Source organism: Gillisella terrae, assembly GCF_004801395.1.
GTDB lineage: Bacteria > Pseudomonadota > Alphaproteobacteria > Rhizobiales > Rhizobiaceae > Allorhizobium > Allorhizobium terrae.
Window position 1 is genome coordinate 242,668 of record NZ_SSOA01000002.1, and the last position, 13,780, is coordinate 256,447.

The 13,780-nt window shown below is 53.2% G+C and carries 14 protein-coding genes, 2 tRNA genes and 2 pseudogenes; 11 read left to right on the forward strand and 7 right to left on the reverse strand.

Going from position 1 to position 13,780, the window contains the following annotated elements; genetic code table 11:
- The first annotated feature begins 184 nt into the window (after window positions 1–184).
- The 6 genes from E6C51_RS04815 to E6C51_RS04840 all read left to right on the forward strand — a co-directional run bounded on the left by E6C51_RS04815 (window position 185) and on the right by E6C51_RS04840 (window position 4,599).
- The gene (locus E6C51_RS04815; protein ID WP_146929441.1) at window positions 185–961 is read left to right on the forward strand and encodes an ABC transporter substrate-binding protein; all 777 of its coding nucleotides are present in this window, start codon (window positions 185–187) and stop codon (window positions 959–961) included.
- Window positions 962–1,055: 94 nt separating this feature from the next.
- A complete protein-coding gene (locus tag E6C51_RS04820; RefSeq protein ID WP_146929438.1) occupies window positions 1,056–1,859 on the forward strand; it encodes an ABC transporter permease in 804 nt (267 codons plus the stop codon).
- Window positions 1,856–2,686, forward strand: a complete 831-nt coding sequence (locus tag E6C51_RS04825) for an ABC transporter permease (RefSeq protein WP_190235228.1) — start codon at window positions 1,856–1,858, stop codon at window positions 2,684–2,686. Before E6C51_RS04820 ends, E6C51_RS04825 begins: the two co-directional genes overlap by 4 nt.
- A 179-nt stretch (window positions 2,687–2,865) precedes the next feature.
- Complete coding sequence (locus E6C51_RS04830) at window positions 2,866–3,132, forward strand: usg protein (RefSeq protein WP_075640725.1); 267 nt, start codon at window positions 2,866–2,868, stop codon at window positions 3,130–3,132.
- Between the two features lie 191 nt (window positions 3,133–3,323).
- Window positions 3,324–4,133 carry a methyltransferase domain-containing protein gene (locus E6C51_RS04835; protein WP_146929431.1) on the forward strand — a complete coding sequence of 270 codons (810 nt, stop codon included), beginning with the start codon at window positions 3,324–3,326 and terminating at the stop codon, window positions 4,131–4,133.
- A 67-nt stretch (window positions 4,134–4,200) separates the two neighbouring features.
- Window positions 4,201–4,599 (forward strand): alpha/beta hydrolase family protein, encoded by a 399-nt coding sequence (locus tag E6C51_RS04840; protein WP_190235229.1) that lies wholly within the window; start codon window positions 4,201–4,203, stop codon window positions 4,597–4,599.
- Here E6C51_RS04840 and E6C51_RS04845 read toward each other — a convergent pair.
- The gene (locus E6C51_RS04845) at window positions 4,568–6,391 is read right to left on the reverse strand and encodes a cation:proton antiporter domain-containing protein (protein WP_190235230.1); all 1,824 of its coding nucleotides are present in this window, start codon (window positions 6,389–6,391) and stop codon (window positions 4,568–4,570) included. The genes E6C51_RS04840 and E6C51_RS04845 overlap by 32 nt on opposite strands.
- Window positions 6,392–6,475: 84 nt before the next feature.
- On the opposite strand from E6C51_RS04845, the gene E6C51_RS04850 reads away from it, so the two are divergent.
- On the forward strand, window positions 6,476–6,757 hold the full coding sequence (locus tag E6C51_RS04850) for a helix-turn-helix transcriptional regulator (protein WP_146929421.1): 282 nt from the start codon (window positions 6,476–6,478) through the stop codon (window positions 6,755–6,757).
- Window positions 6,758–6,845: 88 nt separating this feature from the next.
- Window positions 6,846–7,721, forward strand: a pseudogene (locus tag E6C51_RS04855) (NAD(P)-dependent oxidoreductase); the annotation flags it as partial.
- 44 nt (window positions 7,722–7,765) lie between these two features.
- Here E6C51_RS04855 and E6C51_RS04860 read toward each other — a convergent pair.
- Window positions 7,766–8,254 (reverse strand): Lrp/AsnC family transcriptional regulator, encoded by a 489-nt coding sequence (locus E6C51_RS04860; RefSeq protein WP_146929416.1) that lies wholly within the window; start codon window positions 8,252–8,254, stop codon window positions 7,766–7,768.
- A 65-nt stretch (window positions 8,255–8,319) separates the two neighbouring features.
- On the reverse strand, window positions 8,320–8,964 hold the full coding sequence (locus E6C51_RS04865; protein ID WP_190235232.1) for a uracil-DNA glycosylase family protein: 645 nt from the start codon (window positions 8,962–8,964) through the stop codon (window positions 8,320–8,322).
- 144 nt (window positions 8,965–9,108) lie between these two features.
- On the opposite strand from E6C51_RS04865, the gene E6C51_RS04870 reads away from it, so the two are divergent.
- Window positions 9,109–10,644 carry a sensor histidine kinase gene (locus tag E6C51_RS04870; protein ID WP_190235233.1) on the forward strand — a complete coding sequence of 512 codons (1,536 nt, stop codon included), beginning with the start codon at window positions 9,109–9,111 and terminating at the stop codon, window positions 10,642–10,644.
- Window positions 10,645–10,673: 29 nt separating this feature from the next.
- Here E6C51_RS04870 and E6C51_RS04875 read toward each other — a convergent pair whose 3' ends face one another.
- On the reverse strand, window positions 10,674–10,928 hold the full coding sequence (locus E6C51_RS04875; RefSeq protein ID WP_190235482.1) for a PGPGW domain-containing protein: 255 nt from the start codon (window positions 10,926–10,928) through the stop codon (window positions 10,674–10,676).
- 339 nt (window positions 10,929–11,267) lie between these two features.
- Here E6C51_RS04875 and E6C51_RS04880 point away from each other — a divergent pair.
- Together E6C51_RS04880 and E6C51_RS04885 are read left to right on the forward strand one after the other, a co-directional pair.
- Window positions 11,268–11,342: transfer RNA gene (locus E6C51_RS04880), tRNA-Asn, on the forward strand.
- A gap of 265 nt (window positions 11,343–11,607) precedes the next feature.
- Window positions 11,608–11,682: transfer RNA gene (locus E6C51_RS04885), tRNA-Asn, on the forward strand.
- 79 nt (window positions 11,683–11,761) lie between these two features.
- On the opposite strand, the gene E6C51_RS04890 is transcribed toward E6C51_RS04885, so the two are convergent.
- The 3 genes and pseudogenes from E6C51_RS04890 to E6C51_RS04895 form a co-directional block, all read right to left on the reverse strand.
- The gene (locus E6C51_RS04890; protein WP_146929407.1) at window positions 11,762–12,031 is read right to left on the reverse strand and encodes a hypothetical protein; all 270 of its coding nucleotides are present in this window, start codon (window positions 12,029–12,031) and stop codon (window positions 11,762–11,764) included.
- 81 nt (window positions 12,032–12,112) lie between these two features.
- Window positions 12,113–12,655: a GNAT family N-acetyltransferase gene (locus E6C51_RS20125; protein WP_230987090.1), complete on the reverse strand. Its 543-nt coding sequence runs from the start codon at window positions 12,653–12,655 to the stop codon at window positions 12,113–12,115.
- Window positions 12,632–13,732 (reverse strand): annotated as a pseudogene (locus E6C51_RS04895) (anhydro-N-acetylmuramic acid kinase); the annotation flags it as partial. The pseudogene E6C51_RS04895 and the gene E6C51_RS20125, both read right to left, overlap by 24 nt.
- Window positions 13,733–13,780 lie beyond the last annotated feature (48 nt).

Genomic DNA, 13,780 nt, shown 5'->3' on the forward strand with positions numbered 1-13,780 from the left:
GTGAACCCGCTGTGAACGACATGTTCATCATCAATGCGTGGGGGAAGCCTTCATTTTAGCGGTTGCAATTTGGCTAAAAACGGGAAAACTGGAAAATCGTTCCAGTAAAAAAAGACATTGAATTTTCTGGAGCCTCGCCATCGCGATAATCCAATGTCCGATGGTACCCAACAGAGAGGATCTCATGCGTATCTCAATTCGTTTTCTCGCCGCTGCCTCCATCACCGCGCTGTCGCTGTTCGCAGGCAATGCAATGGCTGAAGAAAAGCTCATTATTGCATCTGAAGGTGCTTACCCTCCGTTCAACAGCCTCACCACCGATGGCAAGCTGGAAGGCTTTGACATCGATATCGCCAAGGCGCTCTGCACCGAGATGAAGGTTACCTGCACTTTCGTCAGCAATGATTGGGACGGACTGATTCCCGGCCTTCAGGCCAAGAAGTTCGACGCCATCGTCGCCTCCATGTCGATCACACCGGAGCGCTTGCAGAAGGTTGACTTCTCCAAGAAATATTACAACACGCCGCCAGCTATTGCCGTGCCAAAAGATTCCAAGATCAAAAGCGTGGATGACCTGAAGGGCAAGATCATCGGTGCGCAATCGGCAACGACTCACGCCAACTATGCTGAAAAGCATATGCCCGGCTCTGAGCTGAAGCTCTACCCAACCGCAGACGAATACAAGCTGGATATTGCCAATGGCCGCGTTGACGCCGTCATCGATGATATCGTTGTGCTGACTCAGTGGACCAAGAGTGACGCTGGCGCCTGCTGCAAGATCCTCACCAAACTGCCCGTTGATGTGGCAATCAACGGCGAAGGCGCAGGTATTGCCGTCCGTAAGGGTGAAACCGCTCTTGCTGATCGTTTCTCCAAGGCCATTGCCGCCATCCGCGCCAACGGCACATATCAGAAGATCAACGCAAAGTATTTCACCTTCGACGTTTACGGCGACGAATAAATCTGGTTAAGACGCCTCTGGCGGGTGAAAACTCATCCGCCAGAGATTTTGACCCAACAATAAAGCGGCAAAGACCGTGCGGGGATTTGGCTAAATGAGCGGACTGGCTTCCGCGCTCGACGCTCTATGGGCGCTCGTTTCGCATATTTTCGATCCATTTTGTGGCAGTGTCGGGGTTTTTTCGCTGTTTGCGAACAATACCCTTCTTGCCTGTGGCGATTCTGGTTGGGGTGATGAAATTGGCTTTGGCTTCAAAGTCACTGTCACGCTTGCCTGCGCCACCTTGCCCATCGGTTTGACCATCGGTTTTTTGATTGCTCTTGCAGCCCAGAGCCAGGAAAAATTATTGCGTCGCGCTGCCGCCATTTACACCACGATTTTTCGTGGTCTGCCCGAATTGCTGACGCTGTTTATCGTCTATTACGGCCTGCAAATTTTTCTGCAAGCAGCCCTCGCCGCGATTGGCTTTCAGGAACGACTGGAAATCAACGCCTTCTTTGCTGGCATGATTGCTCTGGCCTTTGTGTTCTCGTCTTACTGCGCAGAAGTGCTGCAATCGGCATTCAAGGCCATTCCCAATGGCCAATATGAAGCGGGCGCAGCCATTGGCCTGTCCAAAACCAAAACGATGCTGCTGGTTATTTTGCCGCAGCTCATTCGCATCGCTCTGCCGGGCATCGTCAATTTGTGGATGAACCTTTTAAAAGACACGGCCCTCGTTTCCGTTGTGGGCCTCACCGACATCATCCGCCAGACCGGCATTGCAGCGCGCGTCACCAAGGAAGCCTTCCTGTTTTATTTCATTGCCTGCGCCCTCTATCTGGTGCTGGCCATTCTGTCGTCGATTGCCATTGGCTTTATTGATCGCTGGACAAAACGCGCAGGAGTAAGCCGGTGAGCTATTCACAAGACCTTATTCCGCCGCGCCCAGCCCCGCCCGTAGCGCATACGCGCCTCAACCCGGCGCGCGTGCTTGGTATTGCACTTTTGCTGATCTGGGCCGCCCTTGGCCTTGGGCTGCTGGCCATGATGATCACCAATTGGGATCAGGATAAATTTGTCAAATATGGCCCAAGGCTTCTTGATGGCTTGATGACCACATTGGCCATCGTCGCCGTATCCATTGTCTGCGGCGCGGTGTTGTCTGTGCCGATTGCCATTGGCCGGATGTCAAAAAGTCGAATCGCCAATGCCATCACCTTTGCTTACGTCTATGTTTTTCGCGGCACCCCGCTGCTTGCACAGGTGTTCATGATCTATTACGGCCTCGGCGGGTTTCGCGATGCCTTTGAGCAGGTCGATCTGTGGTGGTTCTTCCGCGATGCATGGTATTGCGGTGTTCTTGCCCTCAGTCTCAATACGGCAGCCTATCAGGCCGAAATTTTGCGCGGCGCGATTGAGAGCGTGCCTCGCGGTCAGCGCGAAGGTGCTGCATCGCTCGGGCTTTCAAACAGTGTCACCTTTTGGAAAATCATCGTGCCGCAGGCGCTGATTGTTGCCTTGCGTCCCTATGGCAACGAAATCATTTTGATGGTGAAGGCTTCCGCAATTCTGGCGATCATCACCGTGCTCGATCTGATGGGGCAAACCCGCTACGCCTTTTCGCGCACGTTTGATTACCAAACCTATTTATGGGCGGCAATTTTCTATCTCGCCATCGTGGAAACCCTTCGCCACGTCTGGGCAGCCATTGAAAGATACCTGACCCGTCATCTGAAACGTTAGCAGCACTCACATCAACACGCTGCTAACGTACTGATATTAAGATTATTTTTTCGATTGTGACAGTTCTGTTAAGCCTCAATTAAGCCTGACATGGAACCATCCTTCTATCGGCGCAGCCGATGTGAAGCGGGCGCTTCTCCGCTTCACTCGAAACCTGTGGGATTGAAAGCGAGGTCACCATGAACGAAGACATGGAAATGATGCTGAAAGGCTACGGCCTGACAACCGCACACATTCTCTACCGCATGCCGGACCACCCAAGCGTGCTGCAAACCTATCTTTGGCAGCACTATGATCTGGCACCGGATTTTCCCGAAATGCAGAGCTTTTTAAAATTCTGGCAGGAAAAACTGGATGGCCCGCTGCATTCGGTGCGCTATGTCCACCGCAAGCTGATTGCTGCCAACGAATGGCGCGCCCTGAAGGGAGAGTTCATTCTGCACTGAGCCCGCTTCATGTTGCCAAATGCCATATGAGCCGGTATTCCCTCCAACAACACAGCGCCTTTGCGCCCTTTATGGTGCTCAAAGGTTTGCTGTATCATTTATAGTTGCTGCGTAATGTCCGTCTTAAATCGATTCCGATATAAGACATCATGCAGTAGCCGCCGAGCAGCACGCGCGTTGAGGGTTTCGCAATGGCAAAAATTGATGAAGAAAAGCTGTCCGAGGCCTATAACCGGGCCTTGGCACTTGAAAAAGCGGGCAAGATTGACGAAGCCGTCAAGGCCTATGAAGAAGTGTTGGCAATCGACCCCGAAGACCACGGCGGTGCAGCGGTACGGATTGCCTCCATGGGCCGGGGCGAAACGCCTCCGCGCGCGTCTGACGCCTATGTTGAAACGCTTTTCGATCAACACGCTGAAGATTTCGAAGATATTCTGGTCGAACAACTTGGCTACGCGGTGCCCGCCATCGTGCGCCAACGTTTGCAGGAACTGGGTCTCGGCCCCTTCAAGCGCATGTTGGATCTGGGCTGCGGCACAGGCCTGACCGGCGGTACGCTCCGCGACATGGCAGAAGACATCACTGGCATCGACCTTTCTGAAAACATGGTCGAGATTGCTCATGAGAAAGACGTCTACGACACACTCTATGTGGCCGAAGTCGAGGATTTTCTCGAAGACAATGATGAAGAACTGTTTGATCTGATAACGGCCACAGACGTGCTGCCCTATCTCGGCGCACTTGAGCCCTTGTTTTTCGGTGTGTCTGAAAATCTGGCGCTGGGCGGCATCTTTGTATTTTCGTCCGAAACCATGGGCGAGGATGTGCCCTATAAAGTGGGTCCACACCAACGCTTCGTGCATGCGCAAAGCTATGTGCGTGAGCGGCTTGCGGCCACGGGTTTTGTGGTGCTGGAAATCTCCGACATCAATGTGCGCATGCAAGATGGCGAACCATCGCCCGGCCATCTGGTGATTGCTCAGCTCAAAACTCTGAACTAAAATAAGTTGGCGGGAGAGGATAATTTTGGAGCTTTCCCGCCGCTGACACCCTTTAAAACCGGATAAATTGATTCATGAACCGGCAGCAAGTGCCTGGTGCAAATGGGAAAATTCCGTTCTTGTCACAACGCCCGGCCATACACCCAATCCACGCTGGGGCGATTCTCTTTTTCGCCTGCGTTTTGCCAAACTGGTCACCCATTATTGGACGAGCTTGGCATGGTTGCCGGATGGACAAATTCTGAAAAATCTCAGCAGACTAGCCGATATTCCTGCCATCTTGATTCATGGCCGCCTCAATTTTGGCAGCCCGCTGAAAACCGCATTTCAGCTCAATCAGGCATGGCCGGGCAGCCGATTGATTGTTGTCGAAGATGGCGGCCATGACAGCAGTGCGCCCAACATGGCATCGCGCATCGTCGAAGCTGTTCACTCTATCCAGTTGATCCAAAGTGAATTTGATTGAGACGGTTCAACATGCCATTGGCAATTTCGCGCTCGCCCATAATCACCGTGTCTGCGCCCTGTTTCATCAAATGATCAATCTCGGCATCGGAATGGGCGCGTCCTAGAACCAGCAGACCGGGATTGGTCGCCCTCGCCTTGGCCACAACATTGCCAGCCTCAAACACATTGGGAATAGCAACGGCAATGCTTTTTGCAGCCTCAAGATTGGCGAGTTTCAACACCCGCTCAGACGTCGCATTGCCACCAATGACCGGAACCTCCATCGCCATCAATTCCTGCACCCGCTGTTCGGAATCCTCAATCACCAGCATTGGAATATTGGACGCCTTGAGATTGGACACAAGAATTTGCCCGACGCGACCATAGCCGACAACCACCGCATGACCGGTAAGCACACTTCGCACCACATCGCCCTCATCCCCTGCCGAGGTGACAACATGGGCATCATCACGATTGTTTTCGCCAGTCGACACCCGCCCATCCGACACGACAACTTCTGTCTCACCAACCGGTGCAAGAGAGCCGGATTGCGGCACCGCTGCTCCCGGAGCCTGATCGAGTCTGGTTTCCAGCCAATCTTTAATCCGGTCACATACGAAGAACATCACCGGATTGAGCACTATGGAAATAATCGCACCGGCCAGAATCAGATCGCGCCCTTCTTCTGGCAATATCTTCAAGCCAACGCCTAACTCGGCAAGAATGAAGGAAAATTCGCCAATTTGCGCGAGACTTGCAGAAATCGTCAGCGCTGTGGACGCGGTTTTACGAAACGCGATCACAATCAAAAACGCGGCCAGCGATTTGCCGACCACGATGATGAAAATCGTGCCCAGAATCAGCCACGGCTCGGAAAGAATGATGGCCGGATCAAACAGCATCCCCACCGAGACGAAGAACAACACGGCAAAGGCATCACGCAGCGGCAGACTCTCCTGCGCTGCGCGATTGGAAAGCTCACTTTCCGACAACACCATGCCTGCAAAGAACGCGCCTAGCGCCAGGGACACGCCAAACAGCTTGGCGGCACCAAAGGCCACGCCCAAAGCAATGGCCAAAACACCAAGTCGAAACAGCTCTTTTGATCCGGTATGAGCGATATTGTGCAGCAGCCATGGAATCATCCGACGGCCGAACACCAACATGACGGCAACAAACAAGGCGACCTTCAACAAGGTCAGGCCGATTGCGCCGCCAACGCCAAGATCAATACCCAGCATGTTTTGAATCATCACGGACATCGGATCGGCATGGGCGCTATCACTTGGCCCCTTGGCCAAAGCCGGAATGAGAACCAGCGCCAGCACCATGGCAAGGTCTTCAACAATCAACCAGCCAACCGCAATTTTGCCCCGCTCTGTCTCAACAATTCGCCGCTCTTGCAACGCTTTTAGCAACACGACGGTGGAGGCAACCGACAGGGCCAAACCAAACACCAGACCGCCAGCAATGGGCCATCCCATCAGATAGCCCATGCTCACGCCCATCAGCGTTGCAACGCCAATCTGCACAACGGCACCCGGCACGGCGATAAAGCGAACGGACAATAGATCTTTTAGCGAAAAATGCAGCCCCACGCCAAACATCAGCAAGATCACGCCGATTTCCGCAAGCTCGGGTGCAAGCCCCTGATCTGCCACAAAGCCGGGCGTGTGCGGACCCACCAGAATTCCGGCAACCAGATAGCCGACCAAGGGTGGCATCTTAAACCTGTGTGCCACAACACCAAAAATAAACGCCAACACGAGACCACCGACAATTGTAGAAATCAGTGGCGTGTCATGGGGCATGGAATATCCTTATCTCAGGCTGGAAAGCAGATGGAAACATTGCTATGAGGAAGCTATGTTGACCAATATGGGCAGTATAGAGACATGGGTCAAGGTGATAAAAGCGGTATTTTAACACCCGCACTGTGCAGGGCCGCACGAGGCATGTTGAATTGGACGCAAACTGAACTCGCGGAACATTCCGATGTTTCCCGCAGCACCATTCGTGATTTCGAAGGGGGGCGGCACGATATTCATCGCACCACGGCAGAGCAATTGCGTTTGGCGCTGGAAACCGGCGGCGTGGCTTTTCTTGAGATACCCGTCCACGGCTTGGGCATTTTTTTAAGAAATAGCACCTCGATAAGTCCGATTGCCGACCTTTAAGCCTTTTGATTGCGCCCACCGCGAGATAATTTGCGATGAGTAATCAGGCTCCACACACAGAGTCGCAACGCCTGAAACAAGCAAGGAACAGAGCATGGCCAAAGTTGCATTCATCGGATTGGGCGTCATGGGCTATCCCATGGCCGGACACCTGAAGACCAAAGGTGGACACGACGTTACGGTTTATAACCGCACAACGGCCAAGGCAGAAAACTGGGTCAAACAGTTTGGCGGTGCCCATGCTCTAACGCCAGCAGATGCCGCCAAAGATGCCGATTTTGTTTTTACCTGCGTTGGCAATGATGATGACCTGCGTGCCGTCACCATTGGGGCTGAGGGCGTGTTTTCCAGCATGAAGCCAGGCGCTGTGCTGATTGATAACACCACAGCCTCTGCCGATGTTGCCCGTGAGCTTTACGCTTTCGCCAGGGACAAAGGCTGCGGCTTTATTGATGCACCGGTGTCAGGCGGCCAAGCCGGTGCGGAAAACGGCGTGCTCACCGTGATGTGCGGCGGCGATGAGGCGGTGTTTGCCGCAGCCAAGCCCGTGATTGAAGCCTTTGCCAGAATGATTGGCCTGATGGGACCGGCAGGCTCCGGCCAATTGGCCAAGATGGTCAATCAGATTTGCATTGCGGGGGTTGTGCAGGGGCTGGCCGAGGCTGTGCATTTCGGCAAAAGCGCAGGCCTGGACATTGAAAAAGTTGTCGAGGTCATCTCCAAGGGTGCCGCCGGATCGTGGCAGATGGAAAACCGTCACAAGACCATGAATGCGGGCAAGTATGATTTCGGTTTTGCCGTCGACTGGATGCGCAAGGATCTGGGCATTGTGCTCAATGAAGCGAAGAACAATGGCGCAAGCTTACCCGTAACCGCCCTTGTCGATCAGTTTTACGCAGACGTGCAAAAGCTCGGCGGCAATCGCTGGGATACGTCTTCGCTGTTGGCGCGATTGGAAAAGTAACAATTATCGGAAGCGGGCGGTCATCTGCCCGCTTCTGATCCCGCTTATTCCTCGCCGGATTTATTGTTGTCCAGCGTCATATAATCCAGCGGCAGTTGCGTGGTGTATTTGATCTGCTCCATTGCAAACACCGAGGACACGTCGCGAATTTCGATCTTCGCGATCAGGCGCTTGTAAAAAGCATCATATGCCGCAATATCAGGCACCACGACGCGCAAAAGATAATCGACATCGCCGCTCATGCGGTAAAATTCGACCACTTCCGGGAATTCGCCAACCACTTCAGAAAAGCGCTTGAGCCATTCAATCGAATGGGTGTTGGTGCGGATAGACACAAACACCGTGACCTTGGTGTTGACCTTGGATGGGTCCAGCAGCGCCACACGACGCATGATCACGCCGTCTTCTTCCATCTTCTGAATGCGCCGCCAACAGGGTGTCGTCGACAAACCAACTTTTTTGGCAAGATCAGCGACAGCAAGAGTCGAATCCTCTTGCAAAATACGAAGAATTTTTCTGTCCAGACGATCCATATGCGATCCAATCGAAATTTTTTTCCTGTATATCCCAAAAAAGCACAGATGACAGCCAAATGCTCTCACCGAATGAGATGATCCACTTCCTTTTTTAACACCGGCAGAACATCGGCCTCAAACCACGGATGCTTTTTAAGCCAGCCAGAATTGCGCCAGCTTGGATGCGGCAGTGGCAACATTTTCGGCCCGGCTTCATTGCTGAAAAAATACTCGCGCCATGCCTCGACCGTTTCCGTCATTCCATGCTTTCGGCGTTTTCCCAGATGCCATTTTTGCGCATATTGGCCGATCAGCAAAATGAGCTCGATCTGCGGAAGCGCCTGCATGATGCGTTCACGCCAAAGCGGAGCGCATTCGCGCCGGGGCGGCAAATCATGCCCATATTCATCATACCCCGGAAAGCAAAAGCCCATCGGCACGATGGCAAATCGGTCTGGATTATAAAAGCTTTCACGATCAACGCCGAGCCATTGTCTGAGCCTGTCGCCCGAGGCATCGTTAAAAGGAAGTCCGGTCTCATGCACCCGTTTGCCGGGAGCCTGCCCGGCAATCAAAATGCGCGCTGAGGACGATAGCGTCACCACGGGCCGCGGCTCATGGGGCAGCCTTTTTTCCGGGCCACCCGCCGGACATTCATAACAAAGCCGACAGGCCTTCACGGTTTGCACCAGCGCTGCAAGCTCTCGCCTTCGTTGATCGTCTGTCATTATCACCTATTCGCTGTGGCCACATTGCGGCCCATTTGGATAACAGCCCGTGTCTAAAATTGGCAAACAAAACCTTTCCAGAAAGCAACTCTTAAGGTTTCACCGCTAGTGTAAGGGTCACTTTGGAAAAAATGCAACCATATCATGGGTAACACCGTCTCAAACGCGTCAGACAAACACATTGTCGACCTCAAGCGTAACCGCCGCAACGACGCGACGGCCAAAGCCTTACGCGCGACCCGAGACCGGCTGCAATCCACCCATGGCGGCACTCCGGCTTTTGAAAAAGAGCTGCTTTCGATGCATGCGCAATCGAGCTTGCAGGGCGCAGCGATAACGCCGTTTGTGACCGTGATCTTTGCTGCCGCTTCCGCCTATTTTTCGCATGATCCAGCCTATGTCATGTGGGCGCTTTTAACCCTCTGCGCTCACGCGGGAAACATTCTTCTCATTCGTAAGGCCGCTCAACGCATTCCAATATCCAAACATCAAGAGCATTGGCGGCATCTGCTGCTGGCTGGCCACGTGATGATGGGCTGTTGTTGGGCAATCTTTGCCTATCAAAGCTGCGACGTCTGCGGCCCAACCGCCGATCTTTTGCTGAAAGGTGCCGTTCTTCTTATTGTTCTGAGCGTCACCGCCATGTGCAACATCCTGCTCAGACAGGCTGTGCTGTATGCGGCAGCGCCCATTGTCGTTTCGCTCAGTGTGCAGGCGGCCACCAGCCGCGCCATCGACAACATTGTTCTGGCCGGTAGTTTCATTATCTGCGTTGGCTTTTTCACCTATATCACCGGTCGGCTGTACACCTCCAATCTCAAACTCCTGTCATTTCAAAATGAAAAGGACGATTTGATAGCCGAGCTTGAGGTGGCAAAATCTATGTCGGACGAAGCAAGGCGGCGGGCGGAAGAAGCCAACATGGCCAAGTCACGGTTTTTGGCCTCCATGTCCCATGAGTTGCGCACACCTCTCAATGCCATCCTTGGCTTTTCTGAAGTGATGGCCCATGAGGTGCTGGGGCCACTCAACAACCCGCTCTACAAGGAATATTCCGGAGACATCCATCGCTCTGGCCAACATCTTTTGGCCCTCATCAATGAAATCCTTGATCTTTCTCGCATTGAGGCGGGCAAATACGATCTTTCAGAAGAAGCAATTTCGTTGCGCGACGTTGCCGAAGATTGTGTGGGCATGGTGCAAATGCGGGCAAAATCCAAAGGTATCAAGATCCGGCCTCAGTATGAAACCAATATGCCATCAATCTGGGCTGATGAAAAAGCCATGCGTCAGGTGGTGCTTAATCTTCTGTCTAATGCCGTGAAATTCACGCCCGAAGGCGGAGAAGTTGTCGTGAAGGTCGGCTGGACCGTAGGCGGCGGCCAATATCTGTCGATTAAAGACAATGGGCCTGGCATTGCCGAAGAAGAGATTCCTGTGGTGCTTTCTGCCTTCGGGCAAGGCTCGGTCGCGATCAAGAGCGCCGAACAAGGCACGGGGCTTGGATTGCCGATTGTGCAGGCCATTTTGATCAAGCATGGTGGCGAGTTCAAGCTGAAGTCACGATTGCGCGAAGGCACAGAAGTCATTGCGATTCTGCCCGCCAAGCGCGTCATGCAAAGCCTGCCAGCCGTTTCAACTGCCCAGGCCGTAGAACCCCGCAAAAAATATTTCGCCTAGCCAGTCCGTGAACAATTCAACAAAGCCACTTACCGCTTATTGCTTGCCTTGTTCTTTTGACGCCATTTTTGATAATTCAGCCCCCACCGGGCAATCTTGACACCGGTCTTTCGACGAATTCGCCTCGCTACAGCGAAATCATGCGATAACACCACAAGACCCAGCGGCACCATCCAAAACCCTAGAACAGGCAAAAAGCCCAGACAGCCTCCAGCAACCAAGCCAGCGCCGACAGCCACGCGTCCGGCCTTGGACTGCGGAAACGGCACCGAGATTACTCCCATATGCAAACGCCCGCTGTCATTATCGATCCGATATTTACGGGCTTTTTGTGCGCTCACTCTTTGCTGCCTCGCTGAAATTTTTTGATTTTCCCCTCAAACCTGCAATGATTTAAGGATAAAACCTCGCGTATCACCGCAAGCTCTTGCACCTTCCATATGGTGACGGACTTTGCAGTTATCCACATCTACCGATGGGAAAAGTCGCGAAACCAGACAACTTGTCATTTTTTCAAAAAAAACGCTCTGGTTTTCAAAAAAAAGACTTGGCAAATCGATCAACGCTCATTAGAAGCCCACTCACACCAACTGAAGCGGTTCAAACGTCTTCAAGCGGTTTATTCCTTGGTAGCTCAGCGGTAGAGCATTCGACTGTTAATCGACAGGTCGCCGGTTCGAATCCGGCCCGAGGAGCCATATTCCAACCGGATGGTTGATTTTAAAAGCCACGCTACAGCAGCGTGGCTTTTTTTATTCCATCAGAGCGGTTCACTGTGGCATTTGGGATGAACGCCCCTATCAAGCCCCACTGTTTCATCTGGGGCTCATCTGGTCGCTGTGCGAAAATCTTTTTTATAAAACCTTGTGCAAAATTGCGATAAAAGACTTGGCAAATCAATCAAGGCCCACTAGAAGCCCACTCACGCCAATTGAAGCGGAACACACGTCTTCGAACGGTTATTCCTTGGTAGCTCAGCGGTAGAGCATTCGACTGTTAATCGACAGGTCGCCGGTTCGAATCCGGCCCGAGGAGCCATATTCCAGCGTTATAGCTGATGCAAAAAGCCAGATCGTCACCGATCTGGCTTTTTCATTTTCAATACAGGTTTGGAAGTTTAGCGGCAGACCGTGCGACGCTCAACAACCCAGCGGCCGTGATGGCGGAATTTCACGGTGCTTGTACGGCAACGTTCACCACGGAAATGACGGACGCGCTCACGGCCATAAAAACGTCTGTCGTGATAGCGCTCAAACCGGTCGTGATGACGATGTGGATAATAGCCACGGTCGGAGATGACAACGGTTGCACTTTGCGCCAGAGAAGGTGCTGCTGTCGCGGTTAAGCAACCAATGGCGATCAAGCCAGCAACAATAATCTTTTTCATTTTTGTCTCCTAAGGTCTTATCCGTGAAGTCGATGGCTCACAATTAGCAATCTCTTGATGAATTAACGCTGACGATACTGTTCATGTTCCAGACAGATTTTGAAAATACTGAAATGGGCGACCTTTGCGTTGGCGCACATCCGTTTCGCACAAACCAAGTTTGCGCAGCACCGCCAGCGATGCCGCATTGTCCACATGTGCAAAGGCTATAAACCGTTCATGTGGCATGCGCTCCGAAAACCATTGGCTTAGGCCCTTGCCGATTTCGGTGGCAAAGCCCTTGCCCCATTCTTGCCGCCGGATGGAATAGCCAAGCTCAAAACTGGAGGATTCCTCCGACCATGAGAAACCAGCACGACCGATGAAACGCCCATCATCCTTGGCAAGCACCTTCAGCTTGCCAACGCCGCTCTCTTCATAGGCATCCAACCAGCCAGAAATGCGCTGGGCTGAATATTGCGCACTCCAAGGTTCGCCTGTGCTGACAAACTGACTGGTCTCGGCTGTCGAATGCAGATCAGCCAGCAAGGCCTCGTCGCCTGCCCGCCACGGGGTCAGAATCAAACGTTCCGTCTCGCAGACTACCGGGATCTGATGCACACCGCCGGACACCGCCGCGTGCACACCCGTCGTGCCCGGAAACGTCAGCGGCAGGCCTTTGAGTGATCGCACAGCCAGATAAGCCCAGGCTTCCGCTTCCATTGCGTCACCGTCGAGTGCCAGGTCGTCTGCGTTGATCACCACGGCACCCTCATGCCCTGCCATCATATCCAAATCGGCCATGATGGTCGCATTCAAGCGGCCACCACCGCAAATAACATAGGTCTTTGGCCTTTGTGGAAGATGGCGGGCGGAGGCAAAAATCGAGGCCGCGGCCACATGCGCCAGTGTTCGGGCTCCATCGTGCAAACTTGCCTCGCCAACCTTTGGCGGTGAAAAATCGTTGCGATCCAGCGAGCGCCGGGTGTTTGAGGTAAAAAATGGATGTTTAAGATAGCGATCCGCCAGCGCTGGAAGCACCTTACCCTGTGCTGCAATCTCACCGCCCGCATCATAGGCTTTGCCGGTCTGCGCCTCGACCCATTGGTCAATCAGCGTATTGCCCGGCCCGCTATCAAAGGCAGCAATTGTCCCATCCTCGCCAATGAAGGTCAGGTTGGAAATACCGCCAATATTGACAAAACAAACCGGCATGGCCGACGTGCCGATCAATGATGCAAGTGCGGCATGATAGGCTGGCACCAGCGGAGCGCCCTGCCCGCCATGCGCCATATCATTGGCGCGCATATCATAAACCACATCAATGCCGATTTCGCGCGCCAGCAAGGCTCCATCGCCGATTTGAACGGTCAAAGCCTGATCTGGCCTGTGAAGCACCGTTTGCCCATGAAATCCCACCACATCAATATCGCGCGGACGAATCGCATTGGCCTTGAGAAAAGCTTTGACGGCCTCCGCGTGGCGCAGCGTCAGTGCCTGCTCCAGTGATAACAAACTTCCGGGCCGCTGTCGCCGCTCGGTGATGCTCTTCGCATCTTCAAGCCCCTGGCGAAGCTGGGCGCGGAAAGCATCGTCATATTCAACAGATAAAAATGGTCCACGTTCAAGCTTGCCCGAGCCATCCGTGGTGAGCATGGCCACGTCGATACCATCCATGGAGGTGCCACTCATCAGCCCGATGGCGCGATAGATTTTGCTCAACGTCCAGATTCCTTCTCTCACAGGCCCATAAACCACGTAATTCATGGC

Coding starts and splice junctions, on each gene's coding strand:
- E6C51_RS04870 (WP_190235233.1), top strand. CDS start 9,109: ATGGGTAACACCGTCTCAAACGCGTCAGACAAACACATTGTCGACCTC.
- E6C51_RS04845 (WP_190235230.1), bottom strand. CDS start 6,391: ATGCCCCATGACACGCCACTGATTTCTACAATTGTCGGTGGTCTCGTG.
- E6C51_RS04865 (WP_190235232.1), bottom strand. CDS start 8,964: ATGACAGACGATCAACGAAGGCGAGAGCTTGCAGCGCTGGTGCAAACC.
- E6C51_RS04850 (WP_146929421.1), top strand. CDS start 6,476: ATGGGTCAAGGTGATAAAAGCGGTATTTTAACACCCGCACTGTGCAGG.
- E6C51_RS04820 (WP_146929438.1), top strand. CDS start 1,056: ATGAGCGGACTGGCTTCCGCGCTCGACGCTCTATGGGCGCTCGTTTCG.
- E6C51_RS04860 (WP_146929416.1), bottom strand. CDS start 8,254: ATGGATCGTCTGGACAGAAAAATTCTTCGTATTTTGCAAGAGGATTCG.
- E6C51_RS04835 (WP_146929431.1), top strand. CDS start 3,324: ATGGCAAAAATTGATGAAGAAAAGCTGTCCGAGGCCTATAACCGGGCC.
- E6C51_RS04875 (WP_190235482.1), bottom strand. CDS start 10,928: ATGGGAGTAATCTCGGTGCCGTTTCCGCAGTCCAAGGCCGGACGCGTG.
- E6C51_RS04830 (WP_075640725.1), top strand. CDS start 2,866: ATGAACGAAGACATGGAAATGATGCTGAAAGGCTACGGCCTGACAACC.
- E6C51_RS04815 (WP_146929441.1), top strand. CDS start 185: ATGCGTATCTCAATTCGTTTTCTCGCCGCTGCCTCCATCACCGCGCTG.
- E6C51_RS04890 (WP_146929407.1), bottom strand. CDS start 12,031: ATGAAAAAGATTATTGTTGCTGGCTTGATCGCCATTGGTTGCTTAACC.